At 48.8% G+C, this 18376-nt stretch carries 18 protein-coding genes; 3 read left to right on the plus strand and 15 right to left on the minus strand.

The genetic code is table 11. The features are described 5' to 3' along the window. From CLOSYM_RS17000 to CLOSYM_RS17020, 5 genes are all read right to left on the minus strand, one after another. On the minus strand, positions 1 to 563 hold a 563-nt coding region (locus CLOSYM_RS17000; RefSeq protein WP_021643061.1), incomplete at its 3' end, for an RNA polymerase sigma factor. A 185-nt stretch (positions 564 to 748) separates the two neighbouring features. Beyond that, entirely contained in the window at positions 749 to 2218 is a 1470-nt protein-coding gene (locus CLOSYM_RS17005; RefSeq protein WP_021643062.1) for an alpha/beta fold hydrolase, read from the minus strand. A gap of 94 nt (positions 2219 to 2312) precedes the next feature. Next, the gene (locus tag CLOSYM_RS17010) at positions 2313 to 3425 is read right to left on the minus strand and encodes an AI-2E family transporter (protein WP_024739562.1); all 1113 of its coding nucleotides are present in this window, start codon (positions 3423 to 3425) and stop codon (positions 2313 to 2315) included. Positions 3426 to 3658: 233 nt separating this feature from the next. Beyond that, positions 3659 to 3931, minus strand: a complete 273-nt coding sequence (locus CLOSYM_RS17015; RefSeq protein ID WP_044902710.1) for an acylphosphatase — start codon at positions 3929 to 3931, stop codon at positions 3659 to 3661. Position 3932: 1 nt separating this feature from the next. Continuing rightward, the gene (locus CLOSYM_RS17020) at positions 3933 to 4751 is read right to left on the minus strand and encodes an RluA family pseudouridine synthase (RefSeq protein WP_044902711.1); all 819 of its coding nucleotides are present in this window, start codon (positions 4749 to 4751) and stop codon (positions 3933 to 3935) included. Between the two features lie 298 nt (positions 4752 to 5049). Here CLOSYM_RS17020 and trhA point away from each other — a divergent pair, with 298 nt between their 5' ends. Then, positions 5050 to 5700, plus strand: a complete 651-nt coding sequence (gene trhA / locus CLOSYM_RS17025) for a PAQR family membrane homeostasis protein TrhA (RefSeq protein WP_009297179.1) — start codon at positions 5050 to 5052, stop codon at positions 5698 to 5700. Positions 5701 to 5754: 54 nt separating this feature from the next. On the opposite strand, the gene CLOSYM_RS17030 is transcribed toward trhA, so the two are convergent. Beyond that, the gene (locus CLOSYM_RS17030; RefSeq protein ID WP_021643066.1) at positions 5755 to 7437 is read right to left on the minus strand and encodes a S8 family peptidase; all 1683 of its coding nucleotides are present in this window, start codon (positions 7435 to 7437) and stop codon (positions 5755 to 5757) included. A gap of 184 nt (positions 7438 to 7621) precedes the next feature. On the opposite strand from CLOSYM_RS17030, the gene CLOSYM_RS17035 reads away from it, so the two are divergent. Both CLOSYM_RS17035 and CLOSYM_RS17040 read left to right on the plus strand, forming a co-directional pair. Then, positions 7622 to 8221 (plus strand): chromate transporter, encoded by a 600-nt coding sequence (locus tag CLOSYM_RS17035; protein WP_003502574.1) that lies wholly within the window; start codon positions 7622 to 7624, stop codon positions 8219 to 8221. Further along, positions 8208 to 8783 carry a chromate transporter gene (locus CLOSYM_RS17040; RefSeq protein WP_021643067.1) on the plus strand — a complete coding sequence of 192 codons (576 nt, stop codon included), beginning with the start codon at positions 8208 to 8210 and terminating at the stop codon, positions 8781 to 8783. The genes CLOSYM_RS17035 and CLOSYM_RS17040 overlap by 14 nt, the downstream gene beginning before the upstream one ends. 52 nt (positions 8784 to 8835) lie before the next feature. Here CLOSYM_RS17040 and CLOSYM_RS17045 read toward each other — a convergent pair whose 3' ends face one another. From CLOSYM_RS17045 to CLOSYM_RS17085, 9 genes are all read right to left on the minus strand, one after another. After that, the gene (locus CLOSYM_RS17045; protein WP_003509732.1) at positions 8836 to 9714 is read right to left on the minus strand and encodes a LysR family transcriptional regulator; all 879 of its coding nucleotides are present in this window, start codon (positions 9712 to 9714) and stop codon (positions 8836 to 8838) included. Between the two features lie 18 nt (positions 9715 to 9732). Next, complete coding sequence (gene larE, locus CLOSYM_RS17050) at positions 9733 to 10560, minus strand: ATP-dependent sacrificial sulfur transferase LarE (RefSeq protein ID WP_044902704.1); 828 nt, start codon at positions 10558 to 10560, stop codon at positions 9733 to 9735. A 46-nt stretch (positions 10561 to 10606) separates the two neighbouring features. Beyond that, on the minus strand, positions 10607 to 11959 hold the full coding sequence (gene larC / locus CLOSYM_RS17055; protein WP_044902706.1) for a nickel pincer cofactor biosynthesis protein LarC: 1353 nt from the start codon (positions 11957 to 11959) through the stop codon (positions 10607 to 10609). 56 nt (positions 11960 to 12015) lie between these two features. Then, positions 12016 to 12777, minus strand: a complete 762-nt coding sequence (gene larB / locus CLOSYM_RS17060; RefSeq protein ID WP_021643071.1) for a nickel pincer cofactor biosynthesis protein LarB — start codon at positions 12775 to 12777, stop codon at positions 12016 to 12018. A 126-nt stretch (positions 12778 to 12903) separates the two neighbouring features. Further along, on the minus strand, positions 12904 to 13518 hold the full coding sequence (locus CLOSYM_RS17065) for an ABC transporter ATP-binding protein (protein WP_021643072.1): 615 nt from the start codon (positions 13516 to 13518) through the stop codon (positions 12904 to 12906). Continuing rightward, positions 13515 to 14345, minus strand: coding sequence for an ATP-binding cassette domain-containing protein (locus CLOSYM_RS17070; protein WP_021643073.1), 831 nt, complete (start codon positions 14343 to 14345; stop codon positions 13515 to 13517). Before CLOSYM_RS17070 ends, CLOSYM_RS17065 begins: the two co-directional genes overlap by 4 nt. 44 nt (positions 14346 to 14389) lie before the next feature. Then, complete coding sequence (locus tag CLOSYM_RS17075) at positions 14390 to 15244, minus strand: ABC transporter permease (RefSeq protein ID WP_009297185.1); 855 nt, start codon at positions 15242 to 15244, stop codon at positions 14390 to 14392. Continuing rightward, entirely contained in the window at positions 15241 to 16257 is a 1017-nt protein-coding gene (locus CLOSYM_RS17080; protein ID WP_009297186.1) for an ABC transporter permease, read from the minus strand. The genes CLOSYM_RS17075 and CLOSYM_RS17080 overlap by 4 nt, the downstream gene beginning before the upstream one ends. 16 nt (positions 16258 to 16273) lie before the next feature. After that, positions 16274 to 17920, minus strand: coding sequence for an ABC transporter substrate-binding protein (locus tag CLOSYM_RS17085; protein WP_021643075.1), 1647 nt, complete (start codon positions 17918 to 17920; stop codon positions 16274 to 16276). Positions 17921 to 18376 lie beyond the last annotated feature (456 nt).

The following is an 18376-nucleotide window of genomic DNA, read 5'->3' on the forward strand; positions in this document are numbered from 1 at the left end:
AAAAGTGCTTGACTTTTTATTAGCAGGCTTTCTTCAAATACTGCCTTCAGCCTCTTTCTGCAGCGATGGAGCTTGGTCTTGATTGTCGCCTGGTTAATACCCAGCCGGTTTCCAATGGCCTCGATCCGCTCTCCCATATAATAAAACCTGATAAATATTTCACGGTCCGGCTCTCCAAACGATTTCACGGAATCATTAATAATCTCGGCCTGCTCCTTTTTTACGGCCAGTTCATCCGGGTTTCCCTCTTTTGAAATCACGATAAGATCATCGTCAAAGGGAACCGGCACGTGCTTCATTTTTCTGAGGCGTCCAATCGCTGCGTTGCGTGTAATCTGTGCAAGATACGGTTTAACCGGACGCCCCGGATCCAGGCGCTCACTGCTGTTCCATATGGAAAGGAACACGTCTGCCGCCAGCTCTTCAATATCCTCTTCCGTGAGAAATTGGCCGGTCATATTACATAAAATAGCGCTCACATAGTTTACATAACGGTCCATCAGATGGGTGAGCGCCTGCTCATCCCTGTCTTTCAGTTTTTTCAGTATTTCTGAATCGTTCATGATGGCCTCCTTTCTTCATTTCACTAAACAGTACGCTGATTTTATAAAAAGGTTTCAATCTTCTGATAAGATAATGGGGTGAAATGAAAGAGCGGTATATGAAATCCGCTCCATATACCGCTCTATAATTAGTATTTTAAAATTATTTATTTCGAGATTATCCGATTTATTTTATCCTGGGCTGATCACGCCCTGAAATCTTCCCGATACATTTCCACAAACGAGTGGAGAATCTTCGCCGTCATCCCCCAGATTACATTTTCCCCGTACCGGTAAAACATAACCTTATACCTGCCCCTCCGCCAGTGATAATCCTCACCGCCCGGGATCAGGTCAAACGGAAAATCTTTTCCCGGAATAGTCTGAACGTCGGTATCATAGCATTCCGGCTCGTGTTCCAGAAACCATTTAAGAGGAACGGTAAACACATGATCCACTTCATCCCCGGAAAACGTGCCCTTATAGCCTTTCAGTTCAGCTAAAAACGGATAAACCCCCAAATTGGCCGGTGTTATCAGAATATCCAGTGGGGCGACCAGATCGATCTGGCTCTTATAAACGCCAAGCTCCTCCATTGTCTCACGGACAGCCGCCTCTTTCCTCGTCTCTCCCTTTTCCACGGCTCCGCCGGGAAAGCAGACTTCACCCGGCTGGCACTTCAGGACCCCCGCTCTTACCTCAAACAGAAGATGGTATTCACCGTCTTTCTCCAGAAGCGGTACGAGTACGGCAGAATCAAAGCCCATCTCCTGATCCAGACGTCCCGGATGGCGATCGGCCCAGAGACGCTTCATCGTCTTTACCCTGCTGCCCTCCGTTGCGTGCAGGAAAGCTGCCACGGCCCGGTTGAATTCGAAGCTTTTTTCGGATGCAATAAAGTGATTTCCCGCAATCAGCCTCAGCCTGCTGTCGGGGAGGCCGTAGTATATCCGTCTTGTATGGCCGTTTCTTATCATATCCTTAGTCCCGGCAATCACCAGGACCGGCATCTTCAGTCTCTTAAGCTCCTCCGGTTCAATCCATGGGCCCTTGACCATAAGGCCGAGCAGCTCCGTCTTCTGCTCAAGCGAACCTTTATATTGTTCTTTCTTACAGGACTGCCTTTCCGGTGACGGCTGCCTCTGTAACGGAACGGCCCCGGCTATCTGCCCCGGAGTATCTTTTCGTTTCACGGTCTTGCGCTTTTTCTTTCTCCCGGACGGAACCGCCGCGATTTCAGTGAGCATCCGGCCGAATTGGGAGGCTGCTTTGCAGGCCAGACAGAAACCATATCCGACAGTTATCGGAATCTGTGTTGCCGCTTTTACTCCCAATGGATTCAAGTTCGCACCGTTTAAAATCAACCGGTCCACATATTCCGGATACCGCAGGGAAAAGGTGAGGGCAACATTTCCTCCGTCGCTGAATCCCAGCAGGATAATATGTCTCAGTCGTTTCTCATCAAGAAACCCTTTCAGGTCTTTTGCAAACTGCTCTACTGTAAATGGCCTTGTCCCTCTCGGGGATTTCCCATGTCCTCTCGTATCTATTGCTATTACCCGGTATTTCTTAGAAAAAAACCGGATCTGATTTTCAAAATATGTGCTGTCCTCTCCGTTTCCGTGGAGCAGGATCATCGGCTGTCCCTTGCCGCATTCCCGGTAATAGAGCTTCATGTCGTTCCTCCGTATTTTCGTTGTCCGCAGTGATTCTTATATGATTGTATTTAATATGATTGTGTTTAATAAGTTTATCATTATAAAGAATTGCCTATTCTGATATTTTATCACAATTATTCCTTTTATTGCAGGTGTTATTTCCATTTTTCCAATACTCTTCCACCAAATCTTCGATCAGCATAAGCCCCACCGGACCGAGAATAAATCCCAGAAATCCGAATAACTGAAGGCCCACGTACATGGACATCAATGTTTCCAGAGGTGACAGCCCCATTTTTTTTCCCATCAGCTTTGCTTCGACAAATTCTCTCATAAAATAGCAAACCAGATAAAGGCCCAGAAGCATCACCCCCTGGTACCATTTTTGCTGCAGCATCAGAAAAATCCCCCAGGGAATCAGGACCGTCCCGGTTCCGAAGATTGGCAGCGCATCCAGAAGGCCGATTCCGATGCCGGCAATAATATAATAAGGATTCCCAATCGCTATCAATGTCAGGATACAGAGACAGGTGGTCAAGAACAGAATCACCGCCTGTGTTCTCAGCCATGCATTTCCTGTCAGGGCCAGTCTTTTTCCCAACAGCGAAAACTCCCTTCTGAAAATGGAATTGTATCTTCTCTCCCTCAGTTCATCCATCTCCTGCAGGGAAAGTATTGATGCGATAAACAGGATTACCGTAATAATTGCTACTTTTATAAAAAATCCAAAGACAGATACGGAATTGACTACCAGATTGGGCATCGTCGCATTTTTAAATGCCCTGGCCGTTCCCAGGAGAACGTCCTGAACCATTTTCACAAGTACGCCTTCCTGCAGGCGGCAGAAGGTTTCGACGGAATGACACATTCCCGTCAGCCATTCATCGAAATTCTGCACCCAGACGGGAACAGCGTTGACGAGTTGGTTCGCCTCCATAAACAGCCTCCGTCCGCCGTAGAAAAAACCGGCCCCGAGCAGAGCCAGAATCAGAATCATTTCAATGCCGCCTATCACGCCAATCGGAACCGCATATGTCTTTCCTCTTCTTTTCACGCGCAGCTTCCGTTCCAGAAAATTGGCGGAAGGGCGCAGAATCAGGGCAATCAGATATGATATCAGAAATGGGAGAAAAAGAGGCAGAATGAATTTAAAGCTGAGATAGACAGCGGCCGTAACGCCTGCTGTCAACAGCGCTTTTCTCTGCTTTTCCGTAAATCCGGTCATCACCTCACCTGCTTTCCCTGCCAAATCTGTATTTTACCTCAATGTAAATGGATTTAATAAACGCAGGAACATCCTCCGTATCTCACCATACATCGATATTCCTGCGTCTCTTTTGTAAGCTTCTCTTCAGTTTCTTTAAGGAGCTTACCCATGGTCCAGCCCATTTATGATTTGTACTTCTTTTGTACAGACAGTATTATAAGCAGATCAAATAAAAATATTCAGAGTTTTTATTATCCAATTATATGAAAACCGACTTCCCTCTCAACAATCGGCATTTCTTCTGTTTCCATATCCGAGATATGGATAAAATGGCCTTCCTCCATCTGTCTGAGCATGAGATTTATGGATTTTAAATCACCCTGGACTTCCATCTCCACTCTCTCATCCCATAAATTTCTAACCCATCCCGTCAATCCAAGGCTCCTCGCCGCATACATGGCCCGATAGCGGAAACCGACGCCCTGAACTGTTCCGCTGAAGTAAATATGTCTTCTGGTTTTCATCTCAATCACCAAACCTCTCAAATATCCTGCCCCTCGGTTTAATTGCAAATTCCATATTCTTGCCTGTGGATGGATGAACGAAGGATAACTTTACAGCAGCCAGCGCCAGCTCCCTTTCACCTCTGCGCCCGCGGCTGCTCTGAGCCTTTGCAGCATGGCCGCTTCCCTGCTTCGCCCCGGTATGCCGATCGGCATGCGTTCTTTCACCGGCCGGCAGCGTTCCTCCCCATTCAGGATTATATTTCCCGTCTCCCCAGAGTGGATTTCCATGGGCTGCAAACTGCACGCGGATTTGATGGTGCCTGCCGGACAGCAGTTCTATCTCCACAAGGGAAATCTCTCTTTCTTCCTCTGTCTTCACATCCAGCGCCCGGTAAACAAGTTCTGCCCGCCTGCTGTCCGGCGTGTCTTTATCCACAACAAATGAGAAATTGTTTCTGCCATCTTTCAACAGATAATCCACATAGTTACCCACAATATCCACAAGTTTTCCACAGACTACCGCATTGTATATTTTCTTCATCCGGCCATCCTGAACCTGCTTGCTAAGAGAGGCTGCCGCCTTCTGATTCTTAGCGTAAACCATGATTCCCCCGACAGGCTTGTCCAGTCTGTGGATAACTCCGACATAGGGCTCCACAGGCCGTGTGGACGATTTTGTGGATGGCTTTGTGGACAACCTGGATAACTCCGCTCTTTTCAAATGGTTCTTTATTTCACTGACCATATCCGGCTCAAATCCACGGCTGGCCTGCGATTCCAGGCCGGCCGGCTTCTCCGCTACCAGAATATCGTGATCCTCATATATTATTTTTAACATGTCAATTCCTCTTTCACCGTTTTCATCTTCTTTTGTCTCATTTTGTAACAGTTCAGACAGCATGAACTGTTACCTCATTTTACTATGACCGGACCGGTTCTACAAGTGATAACGGAAATTTGTAACCGTTCAGACAGGATTGAAAAATTTATTAAAACTGTATTGAATATTTCCAGGAAAAAGAGTATAGTATAGTCAAATATAAGATGTAGTTTTAAAAACCATGTAACAGATTAATATAAACTTTGTTGCTGCAGGTTCACCGAATCTCTGCAGGCGTTAAAGAGGAGGCAGAATTATGAAAATTAAAATTAAAGACCCTGGAAGTGCATTGACTCACTTTATTGCCATGCTTGGAGCCGGTGCTGCCGCTGTGCCGCTGCTGTTAAAGGCTGCCCGCGAACCGGACCATATCCACTTTGCGGCGCTGCTCATATTTATCGTCAGCATGATCCTTCTATATGCCGCGAGTACGATTTACCATACACTGGATATCTCCGATGAGGTAAATAAACGTTTGAGGAAACTGGATCATATGATGATCTTTATCCTGATAGCAGGAACCTATACACCGGTGTGTCTGATCGTTCTTGGAGACCGGTCCGGGTACTCCCTGCTGGCGCTCGTCTGGGGAATTGCGATTGCCGGTATTATTATTAATGCACTTTGGATCAACTGTCCAAAATGGTTTTCTTCCCTGATCTACATTGCCATGGGATGGGTTTGTGTCCTTGCCATCCGACAGATTATCCTGGCTCTTCCGCGGGCCGCATTCGGCTGGCTGCTGGCCGGCGGCATCATATATACGGTGGGAGGCGTGATATATGCCTTAAAACTGCCCATATTTAATTCCAGACATAAATATTTCGGCTCACATGAGATTTTTCATCTGTTTGTTATGGGAGGAAGTTTCTGCCACTACATTATGATGTATGCATTTGTAGCTTAAGCGGGAATCCCCGCCTTTTCCGCCGCTTTCCTCCTGCATGAGCTGTTTGGCCGCTCAAAACATAGCCAGCTGTTCAAATACTTTATTGACCTCTAATTCCCCAAAACCCCAGACATTATTCGGGTAGAATATATCCTGGTTATGCCTTGCCCCGCGTGATAATAACCGGTTGATATCATTTCCCGTAATCGACGTATAATTTCCCCTGGCAACCGACCATTCTAAAATCATCGCGATTGCTCCGGCAGCAAACGCCGAAGCCGCTCCGCTGCCGGTAGTATTTCCATAACGGTTTTGAGGCAAAGCACAGGGGACCCGGTAGCCCGGCGCTGCCAAATCCGGTTTAATATGGCCGTTTCTGGTATATCCCCTTCCGGATGCCTGAATGATCTTGCCCACCCGTTGATCATAGGCAGTGACTGTCAGCGAATGATAACTGTTCCCCGGGGATGTAATCGTCGTATCAGGATCCGACTTGAGAAAATATGTATTATTCGTAAGCATGGAGCCTGCGGGCAGCCACGCATGGAATGAAAAAGCCTCGTTTTCCAGGTTCCTGATTCTGATGGTCCAGATGCCGGGAAGCATTTTTTTGAAACGGATAAGTATCAGCTGATCTCCTGTTTCCTGTTCAAAGATTATATTATTAATCCAGATTACACATTCATGAAAAATAAATTGCAGCCTTCTGCAGTCGAGTATGGAAGGGAATATCTGCTGCGTTGATTCATGGTTGGGGGCTAATATCTCGATCGACAGCCGCGAATAGGAAGACCATATTTCTAATGCAAATTCCACGTCTCCCGCTCCGGCCAGCAGCTCAACGTCATCTTGAAAAGGCGCCGTACCGGCCGTACCGAAATAATGCCTCCCTGCAATCCCCTCATTTCCGGCCGATATAGATACTCCCGTCCACGGGAGCTGGGATAGCGAATCCAGATAACTGCTAAGCGCTCCGTGACCGTCGTGGCCGCCCTGGCTGCTCCCCAGCGCGATACAAATTACGACAGGGCGCTGAAGCGACTGGGCAACCGAGTATACATAACTGACACCAAGCATAATATCCGATTCCATATAACAGATCACATCATTCGGAACACAAAATATATTCTTTATATTTCTCTTTGCTTCCTTCAATTTAACTATAACCAATTCAGCTTTTGGCACCACGCCTGAAAAATTAGCTGTAATGCTGGGGCTGCCGGCAATGATGCTTGCAACAGAAGTTCCGTGGCCGCCTGAATCGGAAATCGGAACGACAGACTCCGGTGTTTCTGAGGATAAGGCTTTATTTATCATTTCAGCTTTGTATTCAGTGCCAAAGGTAAAATCTTTCGGAGGACTTCCGCTCTGTTCAGTCTGATCCCAAATTGAAACAAGTCTGGTGGAATTGTCGGGGTTTCGAAATGCCGGATGAGTATAATCGATGCCGGTATCTATAACGCCGACCAGCACGCCCTGCCCCCGCAGATCCAGATAAGGATTATCCTGCAGGGTTTGTATTCCTGAGGCTCTCATGCTGATGGGAGAGGTGGCTTCATACAGACTTGGAAATATATGATATGGCATTGAGCCAAGAGCACAGATATTATCAGTTGCAGGGAGATGGATTATAGAATGCCGTTCGTTTATATAGGTAACGCTGTCAGCGTCAGTAATGCTTCCGTCAATATCATAAAGAGGAAGTAAGACATTGTTCATAATCAAATCAAAATAATTTTCATCTAATATTTTCATAAAACCTGTCTAATTGATTATTTGCTTAAATTATATGATAATAAACAGTAAATATTACTTGATAACCATTTACCTTTCAGTTTAATCATTTTTATGTATTTTACATATTATTATATTCACAATATAATCCATTTATCGAATTCGACAAACATAAAAGGAATGGATAAAAGGAGAACTATCAATCATGAAAAAACAGACAGACGCGAAGACGCTATGGACATTATTTAAATCGATGTTTGTTTTAAGCGCATGCACCTTTGGCGGCGGCTTCGTCATAGTGTCATTGATGAAAAAGAAGTTTGTGGAAGAATTACAGTGGCTGGATGAAAGCGAGATGCTGGACATCACCGCAATAACCCAGTCCTCACCGGGTCCTCTCCCGGTCAATGCTTCTGTTATTATCGGATACAGAATGGGAGGCATCCTCGGTTCGCTGACAGCCATCCTCGGTACAATAATTCCCCCGATGCTGATTATTTCCGTTATCTCATTGTTTTACACAGAGTTCCGCACTAACACATACATCGCCATCGCCCTTCAGGTGATGAGAGCCGGAGTTGCGGCGGTTATCATGGATGTAGTCTGGAATCTGGCGTCCAACGTATGTAAAACAAGGAGATTCCTGTACATTGGAATGATGGTTCTGTCTTTTGGCGCCACCTTCTTCCTGGGCGTCAGCGCCATGGTTATCATACTGGTGTGTCTTGGGATTGGTCTTGCCGATTTGGCTGTTACCATGAGAAAACAGGTAGGAAAAAGGAGTAACTCATATGCTGCTGATTAGATTATTTTTAAGCTTTATCCAGGTAGGACTTTTCAGTGTGGGCGGGGGCTATGCGGCAATTCCGCTGATTCAAAACCAGATTGTGAATATTCACGGGTTAATGACCCTGGAAGAATTTACCGATTTAATAACAATTGCAGAGATGACTCCCGGACCTATCTCCATCAATTCCTCAACCTTTGTCGGCATGAGGCTCTCCGGTCCCTTCGGCGTAATCCTCTGTACCCTGGGCTGTATCATACCGTCCTTTATCATCTGTCTGACACTGGCGCACTTTTACTATAAATACCGCAGTTTTGAAGGCGTTCAGACCGTATTGGGTGCCCTGCGTCCCGCAGTCGTGGCGCTGATTGCATCGGCCGGTCTCTCCATCCTGCTTCTCGGACTTTTCCAGTCCGGAATCCAGGGGATCCGTTTTGAGAATTTCCATGTGATTGAGGGCATTCTCTTCATTGCCGGGCTTTACCTGCTCAGAAAAAAGAAAGCCGGCTCCATCTCCGTAATTCTTGGCAGCGGAGTAGTCGGAACCGTACTTTATCTGGCCACCGGCCTCGCGGTCTGAGACTTACCCGATTTGTAACAGTTCAGACAGCATGAACCATTAGCCCGTTTTACTAATATCTCCCATCCGTGCAAATGTCGATAAACTGTTTCATAGATTGGGAGATATATTTATTCTTGTGATAAATCAGCTTGATTTTTCTTTTCATTCTTGTATTTTCCACATTAAGTACGCGCACTTCCCCAGCGGCAATCTCTTTTTCTATCACCATTCTGGACAGAATGGCTATCCCCTCACCGTTTAATACCGCCTTCTTGATCGTCTCGGTATTGCTGCAGCTCCACTTGTTTTTCATCTTTATGTCATGCTCCAGCAGGAACTGCTCAAACTGATTGCGCTCCACACTGCCTGACTCTCTTGAGATAAGAGCATGCTTTGTCAGCTCCTTCAGCTTAATGCCCGGATGGTTGAAAAGCTCATGTTCCGGTCCGACTACGAGTACAAGTTCATCATCATAAATATCTTTCTTCACCAGCTCATCGCTCCTGACAATTCCCTCCACAACGGCAATATCAAGCTCACTTCTCTGGATTTTTCCCTCGATGGCAGCCGTATTATCTACAATGACACAGACATCCACATCCGGAACCTCATTCTCCAGGCTCTTTATCATCGGAGGCAGCAGCCTTGTCCCGACAGAGACGCTCCCTCCCACCCGGATCACATTACCGGATGAGGTATCATTTATAAATCCCTCCATTGTTTCAAATGAATCAATGATATGGCGGGCATACGGCAGAAGCTTCTTTCCTGTCTCGGTGATATAAATCCGCTGGGACAGGCGTTCGAACAATTTTATATTATAATAGCTTTCCAGTTCCCTGACTGCCTGGCTGACAGACGGCTGTGAAATATGCAGCCTCTCTGCCGCAGCCCTCATTTTCCCGCAGTCGGCAACCGCCACGAAGATCTGTAAGTGTCTGATTGTCATTTGATGCCTCCTTTGCCGCTACTTCTCTATAAAAAGATCCATGCTTCCGGAGCGGAATCCCTCCAAATCCAGTGAAATATAGGAAAAACCCAGCTTCTTCAAAACGCTGCAGATTTCCTCCCTCTTTTCAAGGGCTGCGGCCATCTGAGCCGGATCCAGCTCCAGACGCACCGTATCCTGATGAAGACGCAGGCGGACATTCCCCTCAAATACAGTCCTAAGGTACGCTTCCCCTTTTTCGATTTTTCTTAAAATTTCATAATCCAGCTTTGATCCATAGGGCAGACGCGTAGCCATACAGGGAGTGGACGGCCTGGATGCCACCGATATGCCAAAGGCGGACGAAAGCTCCTTTACCTGCCGCTTTGTGATATGGCACAGGGCAAGAGGACTGATAATCCCCAATTCTTTCAGTGCTCTGATTCCAGGTCGGTAAACGTGGGTGTCGTCTTCATTTGTCCCGTCAAGTATGCAGGTAATCCCCTTTTCCCGGGCAAAATCGAGAAGAGCCGTAAAGAGGTGTTTTTTACAGAGATAGCAGCGTTCCGGGGGATTGTCCCTCATTCCCTCCATCTCAAGCTCATCCACCTGGATTACAACATGTTCCGCTCCCAGCTCTCGGGCAACCTTCTTTGCCGTATCCAAATCGCAGGCAGGATGGAGCATTGTATTGAATGTCACCGCATAGACGGGGGTTTTATATTTTCTTCCGTTGTCACAGGCGATTTTAAGAAGCAGGCTGCTGTCCACACCGCCGGAAAAGGCAATGCATACCGGCCCTTTCCCGTACTCATCCATCATCTGATTCAGCTTATCTGTGTTCCCGTTCCTATCAGCCATCTGCATCTTATCTCCTCCTGTCATGCTGCTGCCGGGGCGGACAGCAGCATAGTTACCGTCCCGCCGCATCCTCTTTCAGGGCATGGTAGACTTCGGTAAAAGGAAGTCCCTGTTCCCGGCAGATTTTTCTTACGCTCTCATATTCCGGATAATTATATTCTTCGCTCCCGGTCCGGCATGTCTTTACATCAGCAGTTCCATAGCGCGACTCTATCTGTCTTATTTCCCGCTCCAGCACCGTACGCTCCACAGGCCAGCGGCGAATCCCTATCGTCGTCGTATGGGCAAATACGGCCGCCTCCAGCGCTTTCTGCTTATCTTCGGGACAAAGAATCCTCAGCACATAAGCAGGGCGGTTTTTTTTCATGTATGCCGGCGTATACCACACGTCTTTTGCTCCCTCTTCCATCAGACATTCCATGACAAAGCCAAGGGCCTCCCCTGTACAGTCATCCATGTTTGTCTCCAGAATCCAGAGTTTTTCCTCATTATAGCTCTGTTTCTGCCTGTCCTCCGTCTTTCGGATCAGCATTGCCCTTAAAATATTGGCATTTTTAAAATCCTTGTTGCCGGCTCCCACGCCTATTTTTTCAATGATATAATGTTCCGGTAGGACGTCCTTCGTCCGAAGGGCTGCCGCAATTGCAGCTCCGGTAGGAGTCACCATCTCCCCTTCATTATCGGTCAGTTTCAGTTCCAGTCCATGGGAAGCGGCAATATTGGCCGTAGCAGGTACGGGTACCGGCATCACCCCATGCTGGCAGCGGACATAGCCCCTTCCTTCTGCCAGAGACGATACCACTACATCCGTAATTCCCAAATCATACATACAAACGGCTACACTAATTATATCTACAATGGAATCGACAGCCCCTACTTCATGGAAATGCACCTCTTCCACCGGAATTCCGTGGGCTTTCGATTCTGCTTCCGCAACAATCCGGAACATCTTTCTGGCCAGCTCCTTCACCGGTTCTTCGGAATGCATGCGGTCTATGATTTCAAAAATATCCTGGATATTCCTGTGGATATGGGGATGGCTGTGAGTGTGGTCATGATTGTGATCGTGGTCGTGTTTGTGGTCGTGATCATGGCCGTGGCCGTGTTTGTGATCGTGGTCATGGCCGTGGCCGTGTTTGTGATCATGATCATGGTCATGGCCGTGCCCATGCTCTTCCTCCTCCAAATGTACATCAAAATCGTAGGCATCAATACCGCATTTCAGTTTTCTCCCAAAATGGAGATGGTACCCTCCCACGCCAAGACTCTTAAGCGTTTCTTCCAGAACATTTCTGCTGGCCCCCAAATCGAGAAGCGCGCCCACCGTCATATCACCGCTGATACCGGAATAGCATTCCAGATACAGCAGTTTTTCTTCTTTTTCCTGATTTGTAAATTGGCTCATCTTAATATCCTTTCTCCTAAGTTTAGACTGTGTAACAGTTGCTCTCGGGTAACAGTTCATTCTGTCTGAACTGTTACCCTCTCGGCCAGTCTGTTGATCTGCGCGGCAAGGTAACCGGCCCCATAGCCGTTATCAATATTTACCGTTGAAATCCCGTTGGCACAGGAATTAATCATTGTAAGCAGCGCCGAGAGTCCGTGAAAACTCGCACCGTAGCCGACCGACGTAGGAACTGCGATAACCGGATTCTCCACCAGCCCGGCTACGACAGTCCCAAGGGCACCTTCCATGCCTGCAATTGTGATGACACAGTTTGCCCTTGTAATCTGTTCCCTTTTAGATAGTATCCTGTGGATTCCGGCAACCCCTACATCGTAAATCCGATCCACGTAACAGCCGAAAAATTCCGCGGTCTGGGCTGCTTCCTCCGCCACGGGAATATCCGCGGTTCCCCCTGTACAGACAGCGACACAGCCCTTTCTTTCTTTTCCCTCCGGCTCTGCCTTTAATATACGCGAAACCGGGTCATAGATGATACCGGGCATTCTTTCCTTTACCAGCAAGTACTGCTGCTCTGTCGCCCTCGTTCCCATCACCTCACCATTTTCACGGTACAGCGTGTCAAATATATCCGCCAGATACTGATCGGGTTTTCCCTGACAGTACACGGTTTCAGGAAAACCGGAGCGCAGCTTTCTGTGCAGATCGAGTTTTGCATATCCCAGATCTTCGTATGGCAGGTTTTTAAGCATTTCCCCGGCTTCCTCAGGTGAAAGCGTACCCGTACTCACCTGCTCCAGTATTTTTTTTACGTCCATCTGTTCCTCCTGTTCACCATTTCCACTTTACACTAATTTACACGCAGCATCATGGCTGAACTGTTACAGCCTTTTCGCATGGTCAGCGCAGCAAATGCGCAGACCTGTCTGAACTGTTACGAACTGTTACGTACTCATCGTATCCAGTCTGATTTTTCTTGTACAGACTCTGTCTGTGAGGCTCTCTGAATGACTCACTATCAGCATTCCGATTCCTCTCTTCCCTGTTTCTTCCACCAGGACATGCCAGATTATACTCTGCGTCACCATATCCAGCATTGTTGTGATTTCATCGGCCAAAAGAATTTTAGTCCCCTCTCCCAGCGCCCTTGCGATACAGAACCGCTGAAGTTCTCCGCCTGAGAGTTCCGAAGGAAAACGATCCATCCACGCCTTTCTGATTCCCAGTTTTTCCAGAAGCTCCGGATTTATTTGTCCGCCTTCCCTCAAAACACGGGCCATCTTCCAACGCGGATTCACCGACTGCTCCGGGTGCTGCCAGATCATCTGCACCGGCAGCCTTCCTTTATATTCCTCAAGCGGTTTGCCGTCCAGCATTACCTGTCCGGAATCCGGTTTTTCATATCCGGAGAGGATCTTGCAGAATGTGGTTTTGCCAAATCCGCTGGGAGCCGTGATCCCAACCCTCTCCCCGCTCCCGATTTCCAATGAAACCCTGTTCAAAATCTGCCGGCTCCCGGTATCGTACCTGAATGAGATATCCTTTGCTTTAAGCTTCACCGCGTCACCTCCGGCTCCTGGTTCTTTATCAGGCTCTTTTCGTCATATACCGCGAAATCATGCTGCGGCATGGCATGATACAGAGCCTTAGTATATACATGCTGAAGGCCGTTCGGTCTGCCGAAATCTCCGGGTTTGATTTCTTCGATTATCTCTCCCTCATAGAATACCATAATCCGGTCGGCTGTTTCCAGCGCCAATTCCAAATCATGAGTGATAAGCAGCACAGACGCGCCTTCTTCTGCTATCTCTTTAAAATGACCCATTACCCGTCTGGCCGTAGCAAGCTCCAGTCCCGGCGTCGGCTCATCCGCAATAACCAGTTTCGGCTCTTCCATCAGCGCCGATATGATCAGGATACGCCTTGCCATTCCTCCCGACAGTTCGAAGGGATATAGCTCTTCCGTCTCTGCTCCAAGGCCGAACCGGGCCAGCAAGTGCCTGCTCCGTTCGATGGATGCACTGTCTTTTCTTCCCTTTCTTATCTGTTCTCCCACCTTCATCAGGGGATCCAGATAGGACACTCCCTGCGGGACAAGGGCAATTTCTTTTCCGCGCAGCTTATTCAGCCGTTCCTGCGTGAGCAGCTCTCCCCGGTAGAGAATCTCGCCCGAAACCCGGCAGTTGTAAGGCATGATTCCGAGAACAGCATGAGCCAGGAGACTTTTACCGGAACCGCTTGCTCCCACGACAGCAGCCATCTCGCCCTGATTGAGGGTGAAGCAAAGCTTCTTAACCGGATTCAGTTCCCTGCGCCGAAGTCCTCTGTCATACTGGGTAAATGAAATACCCAGACTGCGTACTTCCAGTACCGTTTTGTCCGGCATACCAATTCCTCCTTGCAGTATCTATCGTTATTTTCCCAGCCCTTCTATTCATGCGCGCTTTGCGGATCCAACAGGCTGCTTACGCTCTGCCCCAGGCCCTGAAACACCAGAACCGTTGCCACCAGCGCGGCTCCCGGGAAGACGGCCAGCCACCATTTTCCTGTTATCAGATACTTCATACTTTCCGACAGGATAATTCCGATGGCGGGTTCCTCCGGCGGAAGACCGAATCCCAGAAAGGTGATGGATGCCTCGTGCAAAATGGCATGCGGAAACATAAGAACAAGACCGGTCAGAAACCGGGGTACCAGATGAGGCAGCATATGCTCCACCGCAATCCTCCATTTTCCCATTCCAAGCTTCTCTGAAATTTTAACATACTGGCTGGCCTTCAGCTGAAGAACCTCGGCCCTGATAAGTCTTGCCAGGGAAGGCCAGTGAGTCAGTGCTATACCGGCCGCCACTCCGGTAAAACCTTTACCAAAGGCAAAGGATATCAATATCAGCAGCAGCATATGGGGAATCCCCATCATCATATCAATCAGGCCCGATACGGCCATATCTGCGGCCTTTCCAAGTACGGCAGCAGCAGTGCCCAGGATTACGGCTATCACGGCGCTGGATGCAGCCGTCACTATCCCCAGGCGGATACTCATGGACAGTCCGGCCGCCGTCCGCTTCAGCATGTCGCGCCCGAGCCAGTCCGTGCCAAAAAGATAAGCAGTTCCCGGCCGCAGATTTTTCCGGCCAAAATCTGTAACCAGAGCGTCATTTTCCCAGATATGCCCGAGAACTGCAACCAGGATAAGTACGGCCAGGAAAACAGTCACGGCAGCCAGTGTCCCGGCCCGCCTGCTGCGGACGGGTAGATGAATCCCTCCAAAGATTCGGGTTATCATAAGGTTTCCCCCTTCCGCACCATTTTTTTCCTGTCACGTTTCAATCTCGGATCAACGGTATAGTAAAGTAAGTCCGCAGTAAAATTGCCGAGAAAAACGACAGCGGCGCTAATCAGGGTAATTCCCAGCAAAAGCGGAACATCGCTGCCGAGTCCGGCCGTAATTGCCGCCTGCCCCAGACCGGGATAGGAAAAAACCTGCTCCACCAGAACGGAACCGCCGAATATCTCACTGATGGACGCAAACTGCAGCGTGATAACCGGCAGGAGTATATTCTTAAGGCCATGCCTCCCGACTATCTGCCACTGCGTTTCTCCTCTGGCCCTGGCATAGAAAACATAATCGCTCTCAAGAACTTCTATCATTTTGCTTCTGGTATGCATGGCGATATTGGAAACACCGGTCAGCCCCAGCGTCAAGGCCGGCAGTACGGCGTGAATCAGCCTGTCCCCGAATGTCACCTCCGACGCCGCAACCCCCACCGGAACACTGAACCCAATAGGGAAAATCGGAAACCGGATGGCAAAAACCAGCAGGAGGACAAGAGCCAGCCAGAATGCCGGCGTTCCTGCAATCACCATGCAATATGCAGTTACCGCCTTATCCTGCCATTTCCCTCTTTTCACTCCGGCCAGTACTCCCAGCGCCACACCGCCAATTCCTGAAAATATCCAAGCGGATATCATCAGCCAGGCAGAATTTGCAAATTTTTCGCCTATCACATCAAGAACCGGCCTCCGGTAAAGAAGGGAGATGCCGAAGTCCCCCCGGCAGATGCCGGAAAACCAGCGAATGAATCTCTCGCCGGCCGGCACCGTAACTCCCCAGTATTCTTTTAACCTTTCAATCTGTTCCTCAGACATGGACCCCAATGCTGCCTGTCCCACGTTGCTTTTCAGCGGATCCACCGGCGAGATGGAAATGAGAAAGAAAGCGGCCGCACTGACAGCCAGCAGAAGTATTGCCATCCTTATCAGATTTTTAATTATAAATATGCCATGCCGCTTCGTCACTTGTATCTTCCTTCCTTTATTCCCAGCTCCACTGATCCACGTTGTTAACAATAGACCAGCCGTGTCCATGTGGGTGAAGCTTCTGCTTTGCTACCTTCAGCCCATCTCTGACCCAGTAGAGATGATCGATATTAACCAGCCAGATCCAGGGGATATCTCCCTCCTGCGTGATCCCTGTACTTCCACCCCACTGTGCCTTTTTCCATAATTCCCAGGATTCCTCCAGGTTATCACTGGCCAGGGCCTCATCCATATACTGATCCACCGTCTTATTCGCATACGGCGAGTAGGCCGCAAGTCCGGTATCCTCCATGGAATGGTAAATATTGTAAAGTTCCATCGGGGTATGCGCTCCCCATCCCCATAAAAGAGGCTGGGACTGTGCTTCGTCATATGCCGTATCCCATCCGGCTCCCCTTGTTGATGCATTGATGCCGATTTCCTTCAACTGGTTCGCCGTATCGGCTGCCAGCGCCTGTCTTACGGAATCGTCCGCCGGATACAGAAATTCAAGCTCTGCCTTCACCCCGTCCTTTTCCCGGATTCCGTCCGCTCCCACGATCCAGCCTGCCTCATCGAGCAGCCTTGCAGCTTCATCCCGGTCACAGGTAATTTCGGCATCGCTGTTATACCATGGCATCTTGTCGCAGACACTGAAGGCCGGACTTCCATAACCATTTAAAACATTCTGTATCATCTCATCACGGTCGATCGCCAGATTAATAGCTCTGCGCACCAGGACATCGGAAGTGAAATCATTCCCCACCTTAAGTCCGTCCTTCTCCATTACCGGAACAGCCGGAAGATTAAATCCTCTGTTATCTACGGTTTCACAGGCCAGAAGTGAATACCCGGCAGTCTCCTGATCCGCGTAGGAAGCAGCCGTATAAGCCAGATCCACCTGTCCCGCTTTGACTGCGGCAAATGCGGCATCCTCGTCCATAAAAAGTATCGTTACCCGTTTCATCTTCGGCTGTTCACCGTAGTAACCGGGGTTTGCCTCCAGAATCACCTGCTGCCCCCTGTCCCACTGTTTCAGCATATACCGTCCGGAGCCGACCGGATGGCTGCCGTAATCCGAATCATAGGCATGTTCCGGCACAATTCCTGTAATAGCCATCGTATATGGCCATATCGAATAGGGGCGCGCCATATGGAAGACCACCGTATTGCCGTCCAACGCCTCCGCGCTTTCAAGCATTGTAAAATCATTGACCGAGCTGGTCTCCCTCAGCGTATTATATGTAAATGCGACATCCTCCGCTGTCAGCGGTTCCCCGTCCGTAAATTTGACATCATCACGGATTGTCACCGTCCATGTCAATCCATCCTCCGAGGATTTCATATCGGTAGCCAAATCATAACCAATCCCCAAATCCGGCGTTGTCACCGTAAGAGTACTCTGAATCAGCGGCTCATGGACATGTTCGCCGGCCCCCCAGCCATAGGCAGGGTCAAATCCCGCTTCCGGTTCGGAATTTGTTGTCATAACAACCACTACCGAATCTTTTTGCTGCTGTGTGTTCTCTGCCTGCTCCTGCACTGCCGTCCCATTGGCCTCTGCCGTACCGTCCTTACCGCTGCCGGAACCGGAACAGCCCGTCAGGGCCAGGGCCGCCGCTACCGCCATGGCAAATAATGCACTTGTTTTTGTTTTTTTCATTTTAATACCCCTCTCTTTGTCAATTACACTTCATAAAATTCCGAAAAAAAATACCGGAAAAGCTCTGCCCCTTGGGGACAAAAATACCTTCCTGGTATAATTAAAGTCTTAATAAAAAAATAAAATTCCGCTTCTGCGGATAGAGACGGCTTGTGCTGTCGGATGAAACTATTATAGTCCCGCCCGGCAGCACAGTCAATCCCGTTTTCACGCTTATTTCTCAAACGCTTAGATTTAACTGAGGTGAGAGGACGCGTCCGGAACGGACCATGTCCGGTGTGGTGAGGGAGGTGGCTGAGTCTTTTGTCCCCGTGGAGAGGTTGTCGTGAAGGGGGAATCCGGCCGCTGATTGTCTCTAACCTTAAATGGGGGAGGCCCCTGTCGCGGCCACTACGTGTTCCCGGCAGGCCGATATCAAATCTTCCGGCTCCGCCCTGCGAAAACAAAACCACAGTA

This window comes from [Clostridium] symbiosum ATCC 14940, assembly GCF_000466485.1.
Taxonomy (GTDB): Bacteria; Bacillota; Clostridia; order Lachnospirales; family Lachnospiraceae; genus Otoolea; species Otoolea symbiosa.

What these genes read in the sequence shown, in the direction of transcription:
- CLOSYM_RS17005 (WP_021643062.1), bottom strand. Translation starts at nt 2,218, where the DNA reads ATGAAGCTCTATTACCGGGAATGCGGCAAGGGACAGCCGATGATCCTG.
- CLOSYM_RS17010 (WP_024739562.1), bottom strand. Translation starts at nt 3,425, where the DNA reads ATGACCGGATTTACGGAAAAGCAGAGAAAAGCGCTGTTGACAGCAGGC.
- CLOSYM_RS17015 (WP_044902710.1), bottom strand. Translation starts at nt 3,931, where the DNA reads ATGAAAACCAGAAGACATATTTACTTCAGCGGAACAGTTCAGGGCGTC.
- CLOSYM_RS17020 (WP_044902711.1), bottom strand. Translation starts at nt 4,751, where the DNA reads ATGTTAAAAATAATATATGAGGATCACGATATTCTGGTAGCGGAGAAG.
- trhA (WP_009297179.1), top strand. Translation starts at nt 5,050, where the DNA reads ATGAAAATTAAAATTAAAGACCCTGGAAGTGCATTGACTCACTTTATT.
- CLOSYM_RS17030 (WP_021643066.1), bottom strand. Translation starts at nt 7,437, where the DNA reads ATGAAAATATTAGATGAAAATTATTTTGATTTGATTATGAACAATGTC.
- CLOSYM_RS17035 (WP_003502574.1), top strand. Translation starts at nt 7,622, where the DNA reads ATGAAAAAACAGACAGACGCGAAGACGCTATGGACATTATTTAAATCG.
- CLOSYM_RS17040 (WP_021643067.1), top strand. Translation starts at nt 8,208, where the DNA reads ATGCTGCTGATTAGATTATTTTTAAGCTTTATCCAGGTAGGACTTTTC.
- CLOSYM_RS17045 (WP_003509732.1), bottom strand. Translation starts at nt 9,714, where the DNA reads ATGACAATCAGACACTTACAGATCTTCGTGGCGGTTGCCGACTGCGGG.
- larE (WP_044902704.1), bottom strand. Translation starts at nt 10,560, where the DNA reads ATGCAGATGGCTGATAGGAACGGGAACACAGATAAGCTGAATCAGATG.
- larC (WP_044902706.1), bottom strand. Translation starts at nt 11,959, where the DNA reads ATGAGCCAATTTACAAATCAGGAAAAAGAAGAAAAACTGCTGTATCTG.
- larB (WP_021643071.1), bottom strand. Translation starts at nt 12,777, where the DNA reads ATGGACGTAAAAAAAATACTGGAGCAGGTGAGTACGGGTACGCTTTCA.
- CLOSYM_RS17070 (WP_021643073.1), bottom strand. Translation starts at nt 14,345, where the DNA reads ATGCCGGACAAAACGGTACTGGAAGTACGCAGTCTGGGTATTTCATTT.
- CLOSYM_RS17075 (WP_009297185.1), bottom strand. Translation starts at nt 15,244, where the DNA reads ATGATAACCCGAATCTTTGGAGGGATTCATCTACCCGTCCGCAGCAGG.
- CLOSYM_RS17085 (WP_021643075.1), bottom strand. Translation starts at nt 17,920, where the DNA reads ATGAAAAAAACAAAAACAAGTGCATTATTTGCCATGGCGGTAGCGGCG.